Origin of the sequence: Isoptericola sp. b408, from assembly GCF_030588085.1 — a bacterium.
In the GTDB taxonomy this organism is placed as follows: domain Bacteria; phylum Actinomycetota; class Actinomycetes; order Actinomycetales; family Cellulomonadaceae; genus Isoptericola; species Isoptericola sediminis.
In genome coordinates, this window is sequence record NZ_JAUQYQ010000003.1 from 1 (window position 1) to 17,844 (window position 17,844).

Consider the following 17,844-nt stretch of genomic DNA (forward strand, 5'->3'; position numbering starts at 1 on the left):
CCAAGGCCGAGGAGGCCCTCGGCATGGTGGGCCTCGGAGGCTGGGGCGCGTCCATGCCCAGCCAGCTCTCGGGCGGCATGCGCCAGCGCGTCGGCCTGGCCCGTGCGCTCGCGGCCGGCACCGACGTGATGCTGATGGACGAGGCGTTCAGCGCCCTCGACCCGCTGATCCGCAAGGAGATGCAGGACCAGCTCCTCGAGCTGCAGGCCGAGCTGGGCAAGACGATCCTGTTCATCACGCACGACCTCAACGAGGCGATGCGTCTCGGCGACCGCATCGCGATGATGCGCGACGGCCGGGTCGTCCAGATCGGCACCTCCGAGGAGATCCTCAACGAGCCGGCCAACGACTACGTGGCCCAGTTCGTCGCGGACGTGGACCGCAGCCGCGTCCTCAGCGCCGGCGCGGTGATGGAGCGTCCCGTCGCCGTCGTGGGCAGCGAGTCCGGCCCGAAGGCTGCCCACAAGCTGATGCGCGAGCACCAGACCTCCTCGCTGCTCGTGACCGGCCGCGACCGGCGCGTGCAGGGGATCGTGTGGGAGGACGACGTCGCGGAGGCGGTCCGGGCCGGGAGCGACCGGCTGCCCCTCAGCGACATGGAGGTGGCCGAGGTCGGCACCGACACGCCGCTGGCCGAGCTGTTCCACCACGCCGCGGCCAGCAAGGCCCCGCTGGCCGTCGTCGACGAGAACCGCCGCCTGCAGGGCATCATCCCGCGGGTGACGCTGCTCAGCGCGCTGTCCGGACCCACCACCGACGACCTCGACGGGTCCGTCGAGCGCGAGGGCGACGGCCCCGCCGACGGTGAGCCCGTTCTCGACCCGGCAGGAGCGAAGTGATGACCCCGATGTCCGCCGTCCCCAACATCCCGGTCGGCAACGCCGTCGAGGACGGGATCGACTGGATCACCGACAACTTCGGCGGGGTGCTGGACGGGATCAGCACCTTCCTGTTCACGTTCGTCGACACGATCACCGAGCTCCTGCTCTCGTGGCCGCCGCTGGTGGGGGTCGCGATCTTCACCGTGCTGGCGCTGCTGGTGCGGTCGTGGGGCCTGGCGCTCTTCACCCTGCTCGGCACCCTGCTCATCGTGAGCATGGACATGTGGGAGCCGGCCATGGAGACGCTCGCCCTGGTGCTGGTGGCCACCACGATCGCCGTGGTCATCGCCGTGCCGGTGGGCATCCTGGCCGCCCGCAGCGACAGCGTGAGCACGGTGGTCAAGCCGATCCTCGACTTCATGCAGACGATGCCTGCCTTCGTCTACCTCGTGCCGGTCGTCATCTTCTTCGGCATCGGCGTGGCGGCCGGCGTGTTCGCCACGATCGTCTTCGCCCTGCCCCCGGGGGTCCGGCTCACCGAGCTCGGCATCCGCGGGGTGGACTCCGAGACCGTCGAGGCCGGCGAGGCCTTCGGTGGCACGCCCTGGCAGATCCTGCGCGGGATCCAGCTCCCGCTGGGCCTGCCCACGATCATGGCCGGCGTCAACCAGGTCATCATGCTGGCCCTGTCGATGGCCGTCGTGGCCGGCCTGGTCGGCGCCGGTGGCCTCGGCCAGCAGGTCGTGTCCTCGATCTCCCGCATCGACGTCGCCCTCGGCTTCGAGGCCGGTCTGTCGGTCGTGATCCTGGCGATCTTCCTCGACCGGGTGACCGGCGCGATCGGCCAGCCCACGGGGCGTTCGCTGGTGTCCATGGTGCGCAACCGCCGGGCCGCCCCCGCCACGGTCTGATCCCTCACCCCCCAGAACCCCTGCACGTCCTGCCCGGGCAGGACAGTCCCGCCCGGGACGCACACGTCACGGGACACCGTCCCTGACCGGGGACCTCGTCCCCCGACACGGAAGGAACTCATCACATGAGCACCCATCGCAAGCATCTTCGCCACGGCGTCGCCTTCGCCTCCGTCGCGGCGCTCGGCCTGACCCTGGCCGCCTGCAGCTCCGACGACGGCAGCGGCTCCGGCGAGGAGTCCTCCGCCGAGGGCGGCGACAAGGGCACCATCACGCTGGGCTACATCCCGGCCTGGACCGACGGTCTGAGCACCGCCTACCTGCTCGACGCGAAGCTGACCGAGGCCGGCTACACGGTCGAGCACCAGGAGATCAGCGAGGCCGGTGTGCTGTACACCGCCCTGGCCGACGGCGACGTCGACATCTACCCGTCGGCCTGGCCCGAGGTCACCCACGCGGACTACATGGAGCAGTACGAGGGCTCCATCGAGGACCTCTCGACGTACTACGACAACGCGAAGCTGACCTTCGCCGTGCCGGAGTACACGGACATCGACTCGATCGACGAGCTCGCGGACAACGCGGACATGTTCGACAGCACCATCGTGGGCATCGAGCCCGGTGCCGGCCTGACCCGCGTGACCAAGGAGTCGGTCATCCCGACCTACGGTCTGGACGAGGCCGGCTACACCCTGCAGGAGTCCTCTACCACGGCGATGCTCACGGAGCTGGAGCAGGCCACGGAGAACGAGGAGGACATCGTCGTCACGCTGTGGCGGCCGTTCTGGGCGAACTCCGCCTACCCGGTCAAGGACCTCGAGGACCCGGAGGGTGCGCTCGGCGACTCCGAGGGCCTGCACTTCCTCGCCACCGAAGGGTTCTCCGACGAGTACCCCGAGGTCGCTGACTGGATCGGCGGCATGACGCTGGACGACGAGCAGTTCGGCACGCTCGAGAACTCCGTCGTCAACGACAACCCGGACGACCCGGCCGCCGGTGTCGAGGCCTGGCTCGAGGAGAACGGGGACGCCGTCGGTTCGATCGACAGCTGACGCCTCCACGTCACCGCCCGACGACGTCGGGCACCGCAGCGCCCGTCCCGGTCCGCCGGGGCGGGCGCTGCGTCGTGCGGGCACCTCTCAGCGCAGCATCGCGTGCAGCGGCGCCGTCCCGGCAGTCGTGCCGGCGACCACGCGACCGTGGTCGTGCGCCGCGCCCCCGGGCGGCGTGGGACGTCCATCGTCCGGCAGGGCCGGGCGAGCGAGCGGGGCCGCGTCCTGCAGGCGCTCGGTGACCGCACGGCGCAGGGGCCGGGAGGACGGCGCCTCGACCCCGTGATGGATCGCGGCGGCCAGCAGGAGGGAGACGCCGACGGCGGCGGCGAGGGTCGGCCCCGTGCCGACGCCGGCCGTGCTCAGCCACTCGGTGACGGCCCACCCGAACTGCGTGTGCACCAGGTACAGGGGGTACGTCAGCGCGCCGGCGGTGACGCACGCCGACGCCGCGCCACGGTGGCGCACGGTGGCGCGCGGATGGGTGGCGGCGGCGACGAGGGCGATGCCGGCCAGGAGGACGCCGACGGAGACCACGGGGTCCACCTCGACGCCCTGCAGCTCGGTGGCGAGCCCGGCGGCGTGCACCACCCGCTCCGCCCCGGCGACGACGAGGACGGCGAGGGCCGCGCCGACCGCCCGGGTCGACGGGGCACGTCGTCCGACGGAGGGCTCCTCGCTGCGGCCGGTCAGGTCCCGCCAGAGCACGAACAGCAGCATCCCGATGCCGAAGTAGACGGCGTGCCGGGCGGACAGGAGCTCGGCCAGCCAGGGGTAGCCCAGACCGCTGATCACCATCCCGACGGCGGGCCAGCCGAGGGCCAGCGCGATCGCCCGGCCGCGGGTCAGGGGACCGACGGCGAGCGCGACGCCGATGAGCAGGTAGAACTTCAGCTCGACCAGCAGCGTCCAGTAGACGACCTGGGAGGGTTCGGCGCCGAAGAGGTCGGGCGCCATGGTCGCGTTCGCGAGGGTCTCGGCCGCGCTCAGGTGACGGCCGCCGTCCCAGAGGCTCTGCAGCACGGCAGTGGCGGCCACGCAGGCCCAGAACGCCGGGTAGAGGCGACCGACGCGGGAGCCGGTGAACTGGGCGAGCGTGCGTCCCTGGACGCTCCACAGGATCGCGAAACCGCTGATGACGAAGAACGCCTCGACGGCGAGCCAGCCGTAGCGGGTGACCTCGTTGACGCCCGCGAAGAGGACGGAGACGTCGACGCCCCAGTACCGGTCCGCCGTCGGTGTCGCGGTGAAGTGGTAGAGCACCACGGCCAGCGCCGCTCCGAAGCGCAGTACGTCCAGGACGTGCATGCGCGGTGCCGTGTGGGTGCTCGAGACCATCCCCGGGACTCTAGGTCACGTTTGGGTAACAATCCAGCGAGAGGGCCGGAGCGGTCGCCGCTAGGCTGGGGACCAGCGCCGACGGGAGCCCCCAGCGCGCGACACGAGACCCACGACGTCCCAGGAGGGCACCCATGACCGACACCGCTGCGACCACCGGCCGACCGGCCGCCGGCTTCGACGAGGTGCCGGGCCGCTACAAGGTCCGCTCGCTCGCGCTGGCGGAGTCCGGCCGGCACCAGATCCGGCTCGCCGAGCACGAGATGCCCGGCCTCATGGCGCTGCGCGCCGAGTACGGCGAGGCGCGGCCGCTGGCCGGCGCCCGCATCGCCGGGTCTCTGCACATGACCGTGCAGACCGCCGTGCTCATCGAGACGCTGACCGCGCTCGGCGCCGAGGTGCGCTGGGCGAGCTGCAACATCTTCAGCACCCAGGACGAGGCGGCGGCCGCCGTCGTCGTCGGCCCCGACGGCACCCCGGAGGACCCGCGGGGCGTGCCCGTCTTCGCCTGGAAGGGCGAGACGCTCGAGGAGTACTGGGACTGCACCCAGCAGATCCTGGTGTGGCCCGAGGGCGAGGGCCCGAACCTGATCCTCGACGACGGCGGGGACGCGACCCTGCTGGTCCACCTCGGCCTCCAGTACGAGCGCATCGGCGCCGTGCCGCCGAACACGCTGCCCGGGGAGCCGGACCACACGCACGAGATGAACGTCGTGCGGGACCTCCTGCGCCGCGACCTCGAGATCGACCCCCTGCGCTGGACCGGCGTCGCCGAGCAGATCGGGGGTGTCACCGAGGAGACCACGACCGGTGTGCACCGCCTCTACCACCTGGCGGACTCGGGCGAGCTGCTGTTCCCGGCGATCAACGTCAACGACTCGGTGACCAAGTCGAAGTTCGACAACAAGTACGGCATCCGCCACTCGCTGCCGGACGGCATCAACCGCGCCACGGACATCCTCATCGGCGGCAAGGTCGCCTTCGTCGCCGGCTACGGTGACGTCGGCAAGGGCGCCGCCGAGGCCTTCCGCGGCCAGGGCGCCCGGGTCATCGTCTCCGAGGTCGACCCCATCTGCGCGCTGCAGGCCGCGATGGACGGGTTCCAGGTCGCGCGGCTCGAGGACGTCGTGGGCGAGGCGGACTTCTTCGTCACCACCACCGGCAACAAGGACGTCATCCGGGTCGAGCACATGCTGGCGATGAAGGACAAGGCCGTGGTCGGCAACATCGGCCACTTCGACAACGAGATCGACATGACCGGCCTCGCGGCCGTGCCGGGCGTGGTCAAGACCGAGATCAAGCCCCAGGTGCACGAGTGGACGCTGCCCGCCGCCGAGGGCCGTGCCGAGCGGTCGGTCATCGTGCTCTCCGAGGGGCGGCTGCTCAACCTGGGCAACGCCACCGGCCACCCCTCGTTCGTCATGTCGAACTCGTTCGCCAACCAGGTCATCGGACAGCTCGAGCTGTTCGCCGACATGGCCCGTCCGGCCGACGAGCGCCAGTACGCCCGCCAGGTCTACCGGCTGCCCAAGGCGCTCGACGAGAAGGTCGCGCGGCTGCACCTGGACGCGCTCGGCGTCCGACTGACCGACCTCAGCAAGGAGCAGGCCGACTACATCGGCGTCCCGGTCGAGGGGCCGTACAAGCCGGAGCACTACCGGTACTGAGCCTCAGCGGGGCACGTCGCGGTGGCGGAAGCCGGCCAGACCGGCGCCGAGCAGCGCCACCGCGACGGCCCCGACGACCGCCACCGCGCCGCCCGACGGGTCCTCGGCGGGCAGCGCCCCGATGGCGTGCAGGGGGGACACCTGCAGCGCCGCGTCCGGCATGCTCAGGGTCTCGCCGAGCGTCTCGACGACCGCGACGTAGGCGATCGCGACCCACACCAGCGCCAGGGCCCGGGGGACCAGGCCGAACAGGGCCACCCCCAGCGCGGCGACGGCGACCACCGCCGGCAGGAACTGGACCGTCGCGACCAGGGTGCCGGCGTCGTCACCGGTCGCTCGTGCCGTGCTCACCGCCAGGGCGGCCCCGCCCGCCAGCGCGACGAGGGCACCGCCGAGCACGGCGACGGCCGCGTGCGTGCCGAGCCAGGTGGTGCGGCGCACCGCCAGGGCCAGGAGCGCCTCCAGCCGGCCGCGGGTCTCCTCCCGCCGCGTCCGAGCCAGGACCTGCGCGGACGCCCCGAACGCCATGAGCATGACCATCACCAGCGTGAACGACACGTACCAGCTCGTCGGGTCGGCGGCGGCGCCCGGCCACACCGTGACCGTCAGGTCCGGGTTGGCCGCGACGATGTCGGCGATGTCGTCGGTGAAGACGCCCAGCAGTGCGCCGACGAGGACGGAGCCCGCCGTCCAGGCGAGCAGCGCGGCGCCGTGCTGGCGGAGCGCCAGGCCGGGCCCGGACGTCAGGAACCACCGGGCGGACGCCGGGCCGGGACGGCTGGGCACGACCGCGCTGCCGAGGTCGCGGCGGCCGACCAGCACCAGCCCGGCCGCGACCAGCACCGCAGCGGTGCCGAGCTCGAGGAGCAGGGGCCAGACCCGCGGGTCGTCGGTGAAGGGCCGGGTCTCCTGCTGCCAGGCGAGCGGGGACAGCCACTTCCAGCCGTTGTCCTCGACGTCGCCGACCGCACGGAGGACGAAGGCGACGAGCAGCGTGGCGACACCGACGGCGACGACGCCGGCGGACCGACGCAGGAGCTGGCCGGCGAGCATCGCGACCCCGGCGAAGACGAGCCCCAGGGCGGTGACGGAGGCTCCGTAGAGGGCCGCGCCGGCGAGGTCGACGTCGTAGGCCAGGAGCGCGGCGACCAGGCTGAGGCCCACCAGCACCAGCGCCGTCGTCGTGACGACCATCGCCGCCACCCAGGGTGCCCGGGAGCCGATCGCCCGCGACCGCAGCAGCTCGAGCAGCCCGTCCTCCTCGGCGGCCCGCGTCGAGCGGGCGACGAGCAGCAGGCCCATCAGCGGCACGGCGATGCCGGCGATGAACGCGAACTCGTTGGCGGCCACGCCGCCGAGGGTGTCTGCGCCGTACGGCGTGCCGTTGATCGCCGCCATCGTGGGGTCCGAGCCCACGGTGGCGTCGTAGGTCGCGAGCTGTTCCGGGGTCCCGTAGCTGGTCTCGATGGCGGCGATCGTCGCGACGTAGGTGCCGACGAGGCCGCCGACCCAGGCCAGCAGGGCCTTCCAGCCGGTGCGCAGCTGGAGCCGCAGCACCGTGCCCAGGCCCTGGCCGGTGCGTGACGTCATGCCGGGGCCTCGTCGTACTCGGACAGGAACAGCTCGTCCAGGCTGGGCGGACGGACCGTGAGCCCCCGGAGCCCCCCGTCGACGAGCGGGCGCAGCACGCGGTCCAGCTGGTCGGGCTCCACCGTGAAGGTGATCTCACGACCCGCCCCGCCGTCGGACACGGGGGCGACCTTGAGGTCGTGCAGGTCGAAGCGTTCGAGGTCGGGCGGGGTTCCCGGCACGACCGCGCGCACCGTGGTGCGGGCGAGCCCCCGCAGCTCGGCGACGGACCCGGCCTTGACGGTCCGGCCGCGCCGGATGATCGTCACCGTCGAGCACAGGGCCTCGACCTCGGACAGGATGTGGCTGCTCAGCAGCACCGCGGCGCCGTCGGACACCCGTTCGGTGACGCACTCGCGGAAGACCTCGTCCATCAACGGGTCCAGGCCGGCCGTGGGCTCGTCGAGCACGAAGAGGTCGGCCCGTGCGGAGAGGGCGGCGACGAGGGCGACCTTCTGCCGGTTCCCGCGGGAGTAGTCGCGTACCCGCTTGGTGGGGTCGAGGTCGAACCGTTCGACGAGCTCGGCACGCCGCGCCGGGTCCAGCGGCGGCCCGGACGCGCCGAGCACGTCGATGCACTGCCCGCCGGTCAGCCCGGGCCACAGGGCGACGTCACCCGGCACGTAGGTGAGCCGCCGGTGCAGGCGTACCGCGTGGCGCCACGGGTCCTGGCCGAAGAGCCGCACCTGCCCTCCCGAGGCGCGGATCATGCCGAGCACGACGCGGAGGGTCGTGGTCTTCCCGGCGCCGTTGGGCCCGAGGAACCCGCGCACCTCCCCGGCGTCGAGGCGGAGGTCCAGCCCGTCGAGCGCGCGGAACGAGCCGAACGTCTTGACGAGCCCGGAGATGTCGAGCACGGGGTCGGACACGCCTGCTCCTCGCCTGTCGGTCACTGCTCGCTTGGCAGCGACGGTACTCCCGGCGCGGCGCGCTCGCCCAGGTCGGAGGCGGGTGCCGGGCCGGGTCAGTTCCGGGGGTCGGGGACGCCGTAGGGCAGCCGGTGCAGGGACGCCGCCTGCGCCGTCGCCCGTTCCTGCTCCTGGCGGCCCCGTGCCAGCTCCCGGTCGCGGCGCTCGTGGAGCACAGCGTGCAGGAACGACTCGGCCGGGGTGCCGGACGGCGGCCCCGGGGCCACGTAGGCCTCCATCTGGGCGGCCAGCTCGTCGGTCAGCCGCGCGCGCGACGCCGGGGCCAGCCGGGGCGCGCGGTCGAGCACCTGCCGGGCGCGCAGCGCCAGGCCGTCGGGCAGGCGGCGGATGTCGGCCGTGCGGGCCCAGGTGGCCAGGGCGGGAGACATGACCAGCGGCTGCTCCCAGCTGCGCGCACCGCGGACCCGGACGGCGTAGGTGCCGGCCAGGAGGTCGCCGAGCCGCTTGCCGCGGGGGTTCGCCAGCGACGTGATCACCGCGACCGAGCCGGCCGTCAGCCAGATCTCGAAGACCCCCACCAGGGACCGCACCAGCGCGTGTCGCACCCGGACCGGACCGCCGTCGTCACGCACCACGCGCAGCCCTGCGGCGAGCTTGCCCAGCGACCGTCCGCGCGTGAGCGTCTCCACGGTGGTCGGCAGCACGACGAGCAGCAGCACGACGATCGCGATCACGGCTGCCCGTCCCCACTGCGACGCCGCCGCGACGTCGGACTGCCAGACGAGGATCCCCGTGACGACCCAGACCGCCAGCACGAGCCCGCCGATCGTCACCGCCACGTCGACGAGCGCCCCCGCCGACCGGGAGGCGAACGAGGCCGGCCGGGCGTCGAGCAGCACGCCCTCGCCGATGAGGATGCCGTCGGTCACGGTGCTTCCGTCCGCTCGGTGCGTCGCCACATGTGGCAGGGTATCGGCCGTGGACCTGGACGCCTTCACCGCCGTGCACCGCCCGGAGTGGGACCGCCTGGCGGAGCTGTCGAAGCGCCGGCGGCTCGACGGTGCCGAGGCGGACGAGATCGTCCGCCTCTACCAGGCCGTCGCCACCCATCTGTCCACGGTGCGGTCGGCGGCACCGGACCCCGCGACCGTCACCCGGCTGTCGGAGCTGCTCACCCGGGCCCGCACCAAGATCGCCGGCTCGCACGAGCCGGCCTGGTCGGACGTCGTCCGGTTCGCCGTCGTGTCGGTCCCGGCCGCGCTCTACCGGATCCGGTGGTGGATCCTCGCCGTCACCGTCGCCTTCCTCGCCGTGGCTTTCACTGCCGGGGTCTGGGTCGCCGTCGACCCCGACGCTCTCGCGGCGATGGGCACGCCCTCCCAGCGTCAGCAGTACGTCGACGAGGCGTTCGCGTCCTACTACGACCCCCAGCTCTCCTTCGCGGCGATGGTGTGGACCAACAACGCCTGGATCGCCGCCCAGACGATCGCGACCGGCATCACCGGGGTGTTCCCGGTGTTCGTGCTGGGCAACAACGCGGTCCAGATCGGGGCCACCGGCGGCATGATGGCCGCCCACGGCGAGCTGCCGCTGTTCCTGCAGCTCATCGCCCCGCACGGCCTGCTCGAGCTGACCAGCATCTTCGTGGCCGGTGCCGCCGGGCTCAAGCTGTTCTGGACCTGGGTCGACCCCGGCCCGCGGCGGCGGGTCGTGGCGCTCGCCGCCGAGGGGCGCTCGATGATCACCGTGGTCGTCGGCCTTGCCGCCGCGCTCGGCCTGTCCGGACTGGTCGAGGGCTTCGTGACGGGTTCCGCGCTGCCGTGGTGGCTGAAGATCACGATCGGAGCGCTCGCGCTCGCGGCCTTCCTCGCGTACTTCCTCGTCCTGGGGCGCCGCGCCGTGGCCGCGGGGGAGACGGGCGACCTCGACGCCGACCGCGCCGGCGCGGTGCTGCCCACCGCCGGCTGACCCGGCGGCTCAGAGCCGCCCGGCGGCCTTGAGCGCGAGGTAGGTGTCGGCCAGGCGCGGCGCCAGCTGGTCCGGCAGGGCCTCGAGCACCTCGGCGCCGTGCTGCCGCAGCACCGCCGCCACCGCGGACCGGTCCAGGTCCCCCCGGGAGGCCGCAGCCGCGTCGTACACCTCCTCGACGGTGTCCCGGCCGGCCGCCAGCGTCGTGACGTCGGCGTCGGCGACGGCCGCCACCACGACCTGGTGGGTCCCGGTGAGCCGGTCCACGACGGGCAGCAGGCCGGTCTCCACCGCCGCGGGGTCCAGCGAGGTGAGCAGCACCACGAGCGAGCGCTGGCTCACCCGAGCCCGGACCTGGCCCACCAGCCCGGTCCAGTCCGTCTCGAGCAGGACCGGCTCGACGCCGGCCAGCGCGTCGGCCATCGCGGGCAGCAGCCGCGGCCCCGAGGCCCCGGCGACCCGGGCGCGCACGGTGCGGTCGTAGGCGAGCACCTGGACGCGGTCGCCGGCCCGGTCGGCCAGCGCGCCCAGCAGCAGGGCCGCCTCCACGCTCGCCTCGAGGCGGGTGCCGCCGACGTTCACGGACCCGTCGTCGACGGTGCCGATCCGCGCCGCCGAGGTCCGGCCGGTGTCCAGCACCACGACGACACGGCGGTCCCGCTCCGGACGCCAGGTGCGCACCACCACGTCGCCGCCCCGCGCGGTGGCGCGCCAGTCGATGGACCGGACGTCGTCACCGACCACGTACTCGCGCAGCGAGTCGAACTCCGTGCCCTCGCCGCGCACCTGGACGGCGGCGCGACCGTCCATCTCCCGCAGCCGGGCCAGACGGCTCGGCAGGTGCCGGCGGGAGGTGAACTCCGGCAGCACCCGCACGCGGCCGCCCACGGGGATCGCAGCCTGTCGGCCGGCGACCCGGAGCGGCCCGAGCGTGCGGACCGTGACCGGTCCGGCGTGCCGGTCGCCGCGGCGCGTGGGCAGCAGCGGCGTGCGCAGCCGCACGGAGTCGCCGGGAGCGAGGTCGACCGGGTGCCGGGCGTCACGGACCGGCCGGGACGGGTCCGTGTGGGTCTGTCGCGAACCGCTGTCGTCCCGCGCGGCCAGCGAGGGCGGCCAGGCGTCGCGGACGACGGCGCGCAGCCGCCGCCCGGCGGCGTTCGTCACCACCAGGCGTGAGTCCACCGGCGTGCCCAGCCGGACCGACGTCGGGACCGTGCGCTGCACGGTGACCTGCCGGGGCGAGGCGGCCAGCGCGACGTCGAGAGCGCACACGGCGGCCACGACCAGCAGCCAGACCAGCACCACCCCCGGCACCGGCCACAGCGCGACCGGGACGGCGCCCACCGCCGCCAGCACCACGGCGCGCCAGGTGAGCACCATGTCAGCGCGGGACCGGGACGGCGGCGAGCACGGTGCCGAGCACGGACTCGGCGGTCACACCCTCCAGCTCGGCCTCGGGACGCAGCTGGACCCGGTGCCGCAGCGTCGGGAAGGCCAGGGCCTTGACGTCGTCGGGCGTGACGTACATCCGGCCCGACAGCCAGGCCCAGGCGCGGGAGGCGGCGAGCAGGGCGGTCGCACCGCGGGGGGAGACCCCGAGCTGCAGGGACGGCGACTGCCGGGTGGCGCGGCACACGTCGACGGCGTAGCCGAGCACCTCGGGGGCGACCTCGACCTGGCGGACCTCCGCGCGCGCCGCGGCGAGGGTCTCCGGGCCGGCCACGGCGTGCACGCCCGCGGCGGCCAGGTCGCGCGGGTCGAACCCGGCGGCATGCCGCGCCAGGACCTCGATCTCGCTGTCCCGCTCCGGCAGGGGGAGCAGCACCTTCAGCAGGAACCGGTCGAGCTGTGCCTCGGGCAGCGGGTACGTGCCCTCGTGCTCGACGGGGTTCTGCGTGGCCACGACGACGAACGGCTCCGGCAGGTGCCGCGGAGTGCCGTCGACGGAGACCTGCCGCTCCTCCATGGCCTCGAGCAGGGAGGCCTGGGTCTTCGGCGGGGTGCGGTTGATCTCGTCGGCGAGCAGCAGGTTGGTGAACACCGGCCCCTCGCGGAACGAGAACTCGGCGGTGCGGGCGTCGTACACCAGCGATCCGGTGACGTCGCCGGGCATGAGGTCGGGGGTGAACTGGACCCGCTTGGAGTCCAGGTCGAGCGCCGCGGCCAGCGACCGCACGAGCAGCGTCTTGGCGACCCCGGGCACCCCCTCGAGCAGCACGTGGCCCGAGCACAGCAGGGCGATCAGCAGGCTCGTCACCGCCGAGTCCTGGCCGACGACGCCGCGGCCGACCTCGGTCCGCACGGCCGCCAGGGCGCGGCGCAGCTCGAGCGACGGCTCCGGGGTCTCGGGGCCGCTGGCCGGGGCCCGGTCCGGGGTGGGGGCGTCGTCGGGCCCGTCGGGAGACGTCACCTCGCGGCCGCCGGGGTCAGCGCCCGGCGCGAGGGTGTCGGAGTCCGTGCCGGGGGCCGGGGACTCCGCGCCGGTGGTGTCCGGGCTCGGCTCGGCGGTCTCGACCGGGTGCTCCCGCGGGGTGCCGGCGGACAGGTTCTCGTCGGGGTGGGTCACGGTCGGTGAACCTCGCTCTCCAGGGTGTCGAGCCGGCGGGCGAGCTCGGTGAGCGCCACGTCGTCGGCCGGGGGTGATCCGTACAGCAGGGCGGAGACGTCGTGCGGGTCGCGGCCCGTGGCACGCTCCACGGCGGCGACCACGGTGTCGCCCCCGGCGGACCGGGGCAACCCGAGGCGGCGAGCGATCCGGTCGGCGGTGGCCGCGCGCAGGGCCGCCGCCGCGTGCCCGCGGGACCGGGCCCGCCGGTAGAGCCGCCCGCGTCCACGGGTCGCCTCCGCGGCCGGCACCACGACCGGCAGGTCCTCGACGAGCAGCGGGCCGAGGCGACGCGCGCGCCAGACCGCGGCGACGGCCGCCACCAGCAGGGCCCACCACGCCACGGCCGCGAACCACGGCGGCACGAGGTCCAGCAGCCCGGCACCCTCGCCGGGCGCGCCGGGGCCGCTCGGCGACGTGCCCCCGAGCGCGCTGTCGTCCGCGGGGTGCTGGACCAGCCAGACCAGTCGCTCCTGGGCACCGAGCAGGTGCAGGGCGAGCGCGGCGTTCCCGTCGGTCAGGACGTCGCCGTTGCGCAGGAAGGCGGCGTCGGCGACGGCGGTGACCGACCGGCCGTCCCGGACCGTGGTGGCCAGGGCCACCTGGCGTCCGTCGGGGACGGGCCAGCAGCCCGCCACCAGGTCGCCGGCGACGAGGAGTCCCGGTGCCAGCCGGGACGGCCCCGCGGCGACGGCGGCCGGTGCGTCGCACTCGGCGGGTCGGGGCGCCTCGGGAGCCGACGCCTGCTCGTCCAGGGCGATGGTCCCGCCGGACACGGCCTCCAGCAGGGCACGCCCCGCCTCCGCGACGACGACGTCGCCGGCGGCCGTGGCCAGCAGCTCCGCCTGTTCGGGACGCAGGAAGGGCGACGGCGGGACGAGCACGGTGGTGCCCGGACCGGCCGCGGCCACCGCGTCGTCGACACGGTCGACCTGGACGACGGAGACGCCCTGCTGCTGCAGCACCTGGGCCAGCGCCCGGGAGCCGTCGTCCCGGGTGTTCTCGACGTCGTAGGGCGTGGTCGAGGTGGGTGGGCGCAGCAGGGCCAGCACGGCCACGAGCGCCGCGAGGCTCAGCAGCACCAGCAGCGTCCAGCGGACCCGGCGCCATCGTCGCCGGGTGCGGGAGCCGAGCGTGCTGCCGTCCCCGGTGGCGGTGGACGTCCAGGTCCCGGTGGTCTCGGTCGCGGGCACGGTCACGAGGCACCGGCCGTCGTCGGGGCGGGGCGTGCGGTGGACGCCCGCTCGTCCAGGGTGCGCAGCCGGTCGTCGTCGGCGCGGCCCGCCGGCCGGTGGCCGTAGCAGACGGCGTCGAACAGCCGGGCGGCGGCGCCCAGCGGGTCGGCGAGGTCCGGCACGCGGTCGCCGGCGTCCCGTGCGGCTTCCTGGGCGGTCCGGCCGGCGCGCTCGTCCAGCACGGCGCGCTCCTCGAGGACGCGCACGACGGCGCGGAAACGCTCCAGGACGGCGGTGTCCCAGTCCTTCCGGGCGGCTGCGTCGTCGGCCGCCCGGCGCATCTCGGCCGCGGTGCGGGTGTCGTCGTCGTGCACGACGACCGAGCGGGCCGCGGAGCGGCGACGGAGCCGGGCGGGGCCGGCGACCCACCACGCGACCCCCACGACCACGCCGGCGACGGCGACGATCACGGCGGCGAGCACCAGGGGGTCGGCGTCGACGGCACCGACGCCGTCGAACAGCCCGAGGAACCACTCCAGCAGGCGCATCAGCCACGACTGGTCCTGCGCGTACTCGGGCCGCGCGAGCTCCTCGACCAGCCAGCGACGCGCCGTCTCCCGGTCGGGGTCGACGGGCACCTCGGCAAGGACCGCCGCGGTGTGGCCGGTCACCACTGGCCGGCGGGCCCCGGAGGCGGGGTGCCCGGTGCCGTCGGGCCGCCGGGGCCCGTCCCCTCCGGTGCCGCGGCGCGTTCAGCCGCCTGCGCGAGGCGGACGTCGAGACCCTCGCGGCGCATCCGCACGTCGGTGTAGACCAGTGCCACCACGCCGGAGACGAAGATCAGGTAGATGAGGGTCGACAGGACCGAGGCGAGGACCGTGGCCAGGAGGTAGCCCCACCCGAAGACGAGGGGGCCGTCGATCGACTGGCCGGCGAAGGCGAGCGGGACACCGACGACCTGACCGGCCAGGAAGGCGATGATGCTGGCCAGCAGGATGGTGCCGAGGATGCGCCAGTAGCTGCCGCGCGTGAGTCGCCAGGCACGGGCCAGCGTGCGGCCCAGGCCCCGCCCCTCGAGGACGAGGGCCGGGGCGACCAGCAGCAGCCGGACCCACAGCCACAGCGCCCCGGCGACGACCGCGGCGAGGCAGGCGAGGCCGACGAGCACCGTGGCGCCCGTCGACCCGGTGGCGGCGTTCGTGCCGACCACGACGAGGACGCCGACCACCACGACGGCGACGTACCCGACGAAGAGACCGATCGTGCGCAGCACCATCCAGCCGATGAGGACGCCGAGGCGGGGCCGTACCCGCGTCCAGACCTCCCCGACCGACAGCTTGCGGCCGATCACCGACTGGCTCACGGACACGGTCACGACGCCCTCGGCGATCGGCTGCGCCACGACGAGCGTGAGCGACATGCCGACGGAGATCGCGATCACCTGGGCCAGGGAACCGGCGTCGGGGAACAGCATCCCGAGCTCCGGGTCCTCGGCCGGCAGCGCGCCGATCTGGCCGGTCAGCCAGGGGACGGCGACCTGGGCGAGGATCGTGCCGACCGCCGTGGCGATGACGACGACGAGGCTGACCAGCCCGAGCATGACGGCCGGGTTGTGCCGGACCGAGGAGAACGACCCGTCGAAGATCTCCCCGAGCGACAGCGGGCGCAGCGGCACCACGCCCGGCTTGCTCGCCGCCGGACCGTAGGGCGAGGGCGGCGTGGCCTGCGTCCCGCTGCCGTACTGACCGGACCCGCCGCCGTACTGGCCCGGGCCGTACTGCCCGTACGCGGGCGGGCGCGGGGCCTCGCCCCAGCCCGAGGGCGGGGTCGGCTGGTCGGGCGAGCTCATGTGGACTCCTCGGACGAGACACGGGCGGTGCGGGACCGCCACCGACCCTATAGCCTCCAGGGTTCCACGGGCGCGCCCCGACGTGCCTGTCCGCGCCACCTGGCAGACTGTCGCCATGAGGTCCCGTGTCCTGGTGGTCGACGACGACACCGCGCTGTCCGAGATGATCGGCATCGTCCTGGAGTCGGAGGGGTTCGAGACGAGCTTCTGCGCCGACGGTGACGAGGCCATCGGCCAGTTCCGGTCCATGCAACCCGACCTGGTCCTGCTCGACCTGATGCTCCCCGGCAAGGACGGCATCGAGATCGCCCGGGAGATCCGCGGCGAGTCGGGCGTGCCCATCATCATGCTGACGGCCAAGACGGACACGGTCGACGTGGTGCTCGGCCTGGAGTCCGGCGCCGACGACTACGTGACCAAGCCGTTCAAGCCCAAGGAGCTCGTCGCGCGGGTCCGGGCCCGGCTGCGCCGCTCCGACGAGCCGGGTCCCGAGCGGCTGAAGATCGGTGACGTCGAGATCGACGTCACCGGGCACGCGGTGACCCGGGACGGCGAGCGCATCAGCCTGACGCCGCTGGAGTTCGACCTGCTCGTGGAGCTGGCCCGCAAGCCGTGGCAGGTCTTCACCCGTGAGGTGCTCCTGGAGAAGGTCTGGGGCTACCGCCACAGCGCCGACACCCGCCTGGTGAACGTCCACGTCCAGCGGCTGCGGTCGAAGATCGAGAAGGACCCCGAGAACCCCGAGGTCGTCCAGACGGTCCGGGGCGTGGGCTACAAGGCCGGTGCCGCCCGCTGACGAGCCGGCGGGTCGTTCGGCCGTGCCCGACGACGTCACCGCGGCGGAGGCCCCCTCCGGCGATCCGCAGAACCCGTTCGTCGCCGGGGTGCGCTCGCTCGTGCTGCGCTGGCGCTCCTCGATGCAGGTCCGCGTGGTCACCACCGCGCTCGCCCTCGGCGTGCTGGTGGTCGTGGTCCTGGGGCTGTTCCTGTCGGACTCCATCCGGGACGGGCTGTTCGAGCAGCGCATCGAGCAGATCGAGGCGGAGAACGCCGCGCTGGTCCAGGAGACCCAGTCGCGGTTCAGCGCGTCGACGGCCACGACGATCGGGGAGCAGCAGTCCTTGCTGCGCGACGTGATCCTCGGCCTCAGCGCGATCGGCTCGAGCGCGCAGGACTACTTCCTGCGCCAGGCGCCGGACCAGAGCCTGCCGCTCGTCGACCCGTCGTCCCGGCAGGACCTCTCCGTGCGGGACGTCGTCAGCCCCGCGCTGCGCGAGGCCACGCTCACGACCGACGGTCCCGTGCTGCAGTCGGTGCTCATCCCGGCCGCGTACAGCGAGTCCGGGGCCGACGAGCCGGGTGTCGTGTTCGGCACCACGGTCGAGCTGGCCTCTGCGGGGACCTACGAGCTGTACGCGCTGTACTCGCTCGCCTCCCAGCAGGAGACCCTGCGATTCGTGCAGCGCACCCTCGCGATCGGGGCGGCGGTCATCATCGCGATGATCGGGCTGCTCACCTGGACCGTGACCCGCCAGACCGTGGCGCCGGTGCGCCGCGCGGCGACCGCCGCGTCGCGGCTCGGGGAGGGACACCTGGACGTGCGCATGCCCGGTTCCCGCGGGCAGGACGAGATGGCCACCCTGGCGCGGACCTTCAACGAGATGGCCGCCAGCCTCGAGGACCAGATCGCGCGCATGGAGGAGCTGTCGACCTCCCAGCGCCGGTTCGTCTCCGACGTCTCGCACGAGCTGCGGACCCCGCTGACCACCGTGCGGATGGCCGGTGAGGTCATCTACGCCGCCCGCGACGACCTGGGCCCGGCCGCCCGGCGGTCGGCGGAGCTGCTCCAGACCCAGCTCGACCGGTTCGAGGAGTTGCTCACCGACCTGCTGGAGATCAGCCGGTTCGACGCCGGCGCGGCGGTGCTGGACGTCGAGCACCGGGACCTGCGCGACGTCGT

Annotated in this window: 16 protein-coding genes; 7 read left to right on the forward strand and 9 right to left on the reverse strand. The window is 74.1% G+C overall.

Annotated features, from left to right (window positions below):
- From Q6347_RS08640 to Q6347_RS08650, 3 genes are all read left to right on the forward strand, one after another.
- On the forward strand, positions 1–839 hold an 839-nt coding region (locus Q6347_RS08640), incomplete at its 5' end, for a CBS domain-containing protein (RefSeq protein WP_304607157.1).
- On the forward strand, positions 839–1,732 hold the full coding sequence (locus tag Q6347_RS08645) for a proline/glycine betaine ABC transporter permease (protein ID WP_304603335.1): 894 nt from the start codon (positions 839–841) through the stop codon (positions 1,730–1,732). The genes Q6347_RS08640 and Q6347_RS08645, both read left to right, overlap by 1 nt.
- A gap of 125 nt (positions 1,733–1,857) precedes the next feature.
- Positions 1,858–2,784 (forward strand): glycine betaine ABC transporter substrate-binding protein, encoded by a 927-nt coding sequence (locus tag Q6347_RS08650; protein WP_171247379.1) that lies wholly within the window; start codon positions 1,858–1,860, stop codon positions 2,782–2,784.
- A gap of 87 nt (positions 2,785–2,871) precedes the next feature.
- Here the strand turns inward: Q6347_RS08650 and Q6347_RS08655 are convergent, their stop codons facing one another.
- Complete coding sequence (locus Q6347_RS08655) at positions 2,872–4,122, reverse strand: acyltransferase (protein ID WP_304607158.1); 1,251 nt, start codon at positions 4,120–4,122, stop codon at positions 2,872–2,874.
- 134 nt (positions 4,123–4,256) lie between these two features.
- Here Q6347_RS08655 and ahcY point away from each other — a divergent pair, with 134 nt between their 5' ends.
- Positions 4,257–5,789, forward strand: a complete 1,533-nt coding sequence (gene ahcY / locus Q6347_RS08660; protein WP_304603337.1) for an adenosylhomocysteinase — start codon at positions 4,257–4,259, stop codon at positions 5,787–5,789.
- 3 nt (positions 5,790–5,792) lie between these two features.
- Here ahcY and Q6347_RS08665 read toward each other — a convergent pair whose 3' ends face one another.
- From Q6347_RS08665 to Q6347_RS08675, 3 genes are all read right to left on the reverse strand, one after another.
- Positions 5,793–7,379, reverse strand: coding sequence for an ABC transporter permease (locus Q6347_RS08665; RefSeq protein WP_304607159.1), 1,587 nt, complete (start codon positions 7,377–7,379; stop codon positions 5,793–5,795).
- Positions 7,376–8,287 (reverse strand): ABC transporter ATP-binding protein, encoded by a 912-nt coding sequence (locus Q6347_RS08670; protein WP_304603339.1) that lies wholly within the window; start codon positions 8,285–8,287, stop codon positions 7,376–7,378. Before Q6347_RS08670 ends, Q6347_RS08665 begins: the two co-directional genes overlap by 4 nt.
- A gap of 95 nt (positions 8,288–8,382) precedes the next feature.
- On the reverse strand, positions 8,383–9,246 hold the full coding sequence (locus Q6347_RS08675) for an RDD family protein (protein ID WP_304603340.1): 864 nt from the start codon (positions 9,244–9,246) through the stop codon (positions 8,383–8,385).
- A gap of 19 nt (positions 9,247–9,265) precedes the next feature.
- On the opposite strand from Q6347_RS08675, the gene Q6347_RS08680 reads away from it, so the two are divergent.
- The gene (locus Q6347_RS08680) at positions 9,266–10,255 is read left to right on the forward strand and encodes a stage II sporulation protein M (protein ID WP_304607160.1); all 990 of its coding nucleotides are present in this window, start codon (positions 9,266–9,268) and stop codon (positions 10,253–10,255) included.
- A 9-nt stretch (positions 10,256–10,264) separates the two neighbouring features.
- Here Q6347_RS08680 and Q6347_RS08685 read toward each other — a convergent pair whose 3' ends face one another.
- The 5 genes from Q6347_RS08685 to Q6347_RS08705 all read right to left on the reverse strand — a co-directional run bounded on the left by Q6347_RS08685 (position 10,265) and on the right by Q6347_RS08705 (position 15,884).
- Positions 10,265–11,635, reverse strand: a complete 1,371-nt coding sequence (locus Q6347_RS08685; RefSeq protein ID WP_304607161.1) for a DUF58 domain-containing protein — start codon at positions 11,633–11,635, stop codon at positions 10,265–10,267.
- Position 11,636: 1 nt separating this feature from the next.
- Positions 11,637–12,665 (reverse strand): MoxR family ATPase, encoded by a 1,029-nt coding sequence (locus Q6347_RS08690; protein WP_304603788.1) that lies wholly within the window; start codon positions 12,663–12,665, stop codon positions 11,637–11,639.
- Between the two features lie 152 nt (positions 12,666–12,817).
- Complete coding sequence (locus tag Q6347_RS08695) at positions 12,818–14,053, reverse strand: DUF4350 domain-containing protein (RefSeq protein WP_304603343.1); 1,236 nt, start codon at positions 14,051–14,053, stop codon at positions 12,818–12,820.
- Positions 14,054–14,055: 2 nt separating this feature from the next.
- The gene (locus tag Q6347_RS08700) at positions 14,056–14,706 is read right to left on the reverse strand and encodes a DUF4129 domain-containing protein (protein ID WP_304607162.1); all 651 of its coding nucleotides are present in this window, start codon (positions 14,704–14,706) and stop codon (positions 14,056–14,058) included.
- The gene (locus tag Q6347_RS08705; RefSeq protein ID WP_304603345.1) at positions 14,703–15,884 is read right to left on the reverse strand and encodes a glycerophosphoryl diester phosphodiesterase membrane domain-containing protein; all 1,182 of its coding nucleotides are present in this window, start codon (positions 15,882–15,884) and stop codon (positions 14,703–14,705) included. Before Q6347_RS08705 ends, Q6347_RS08700 begins: the two co-directional genes overlap by 4 nt.
- 115 nt (positions 15,885–15,999) lie before the next feature.
- On the opposite strand from Q6347_RS08705, the gene mtrA reads away from it, so the two are divergent.
- The gene (mtrA, locus tag Q6347_RS08710; protein ID WP_171247370.1) at positions 16,000–16,680 is read left to right on the forward strand and encodes an MtrAB system response regulator MtrA; all 681 of its coding nucleotides are present in this window, start codon (positions 16,000–16,002) and stop codon (positions 16,678–16,680) included.
- A 22-nt stretch (positions 16,681–16,702) separates the two neighbouring features.
- Positions 16,703–17,844: HAMP domain-containing sensor histidine kinase (locus tag Q6347_RS08715; RefSeq protein ID WP_304607163.1), on the forward strand; the 1,142-nt coding region annotated here is incomplete at its 3' end.

Excerpts from the sequence above, each read along its gene's own strand:
- Q6347_RS08645 (WP_304603335.1), top strand. The coding sequence starts at position 839 with ATGACCCCGATGTCCGCCGTCCCCAACATCCCGGTCGGCAACGCCGTC.
- Q6347_RS08650 (WP_171247379.1), top strand. The coding sequence starts at position 1,858 with ATGAGCACCCATCGCAAGCATCTTCGCCACGGCGTCGCCTTCGCCTCC.
- Q6347_RS08655 (WP_304607158.1), bottom strand. The coding sequence starts at position 4,122 with ATGGTCTCGAGCACCCACACGGCACCGCGCATGCACGTCCTGGACGTA.
- ahcY (WP_304603337.1), top strand. The coding sequence starts at position 4,257 with ATGACCGACACCGCTGCGACCACCGGCCGACCGGCCGCCGGCTTCGAC.
- Q6347_RS08665 (WP_304607159.1), bottom strand. The coding sequence starts at position 7,379 with ATGACGTCACGCACCGGCCAGGGCCTGGGCACGGTGCTGCGGCTCCAG.
- Q6347_RS08685 (WP_304607161.1), bottom strand. The coding sequence starts at position 11,635 with ATGGTGCTCACCTGGCGCGCCGTGGTGCTGGCGGCGGTGGGCGCCGTC.
- Q6347_RS08705 (WP_304603345.1), bottom strand. The coding sequence starts at position 15,884 with ATGAGCTCGCCCGACCAGCCGACCCCGCCCTCGGGCTGGGGCGAGGCC.
- mtrA (WP_171247370.1), top strand. The coding sequence starts at position 16,000 with ATGAGGTCCCGTGTCCTGGTGGTCGACGACGACACCGCGCTGTCCGAG.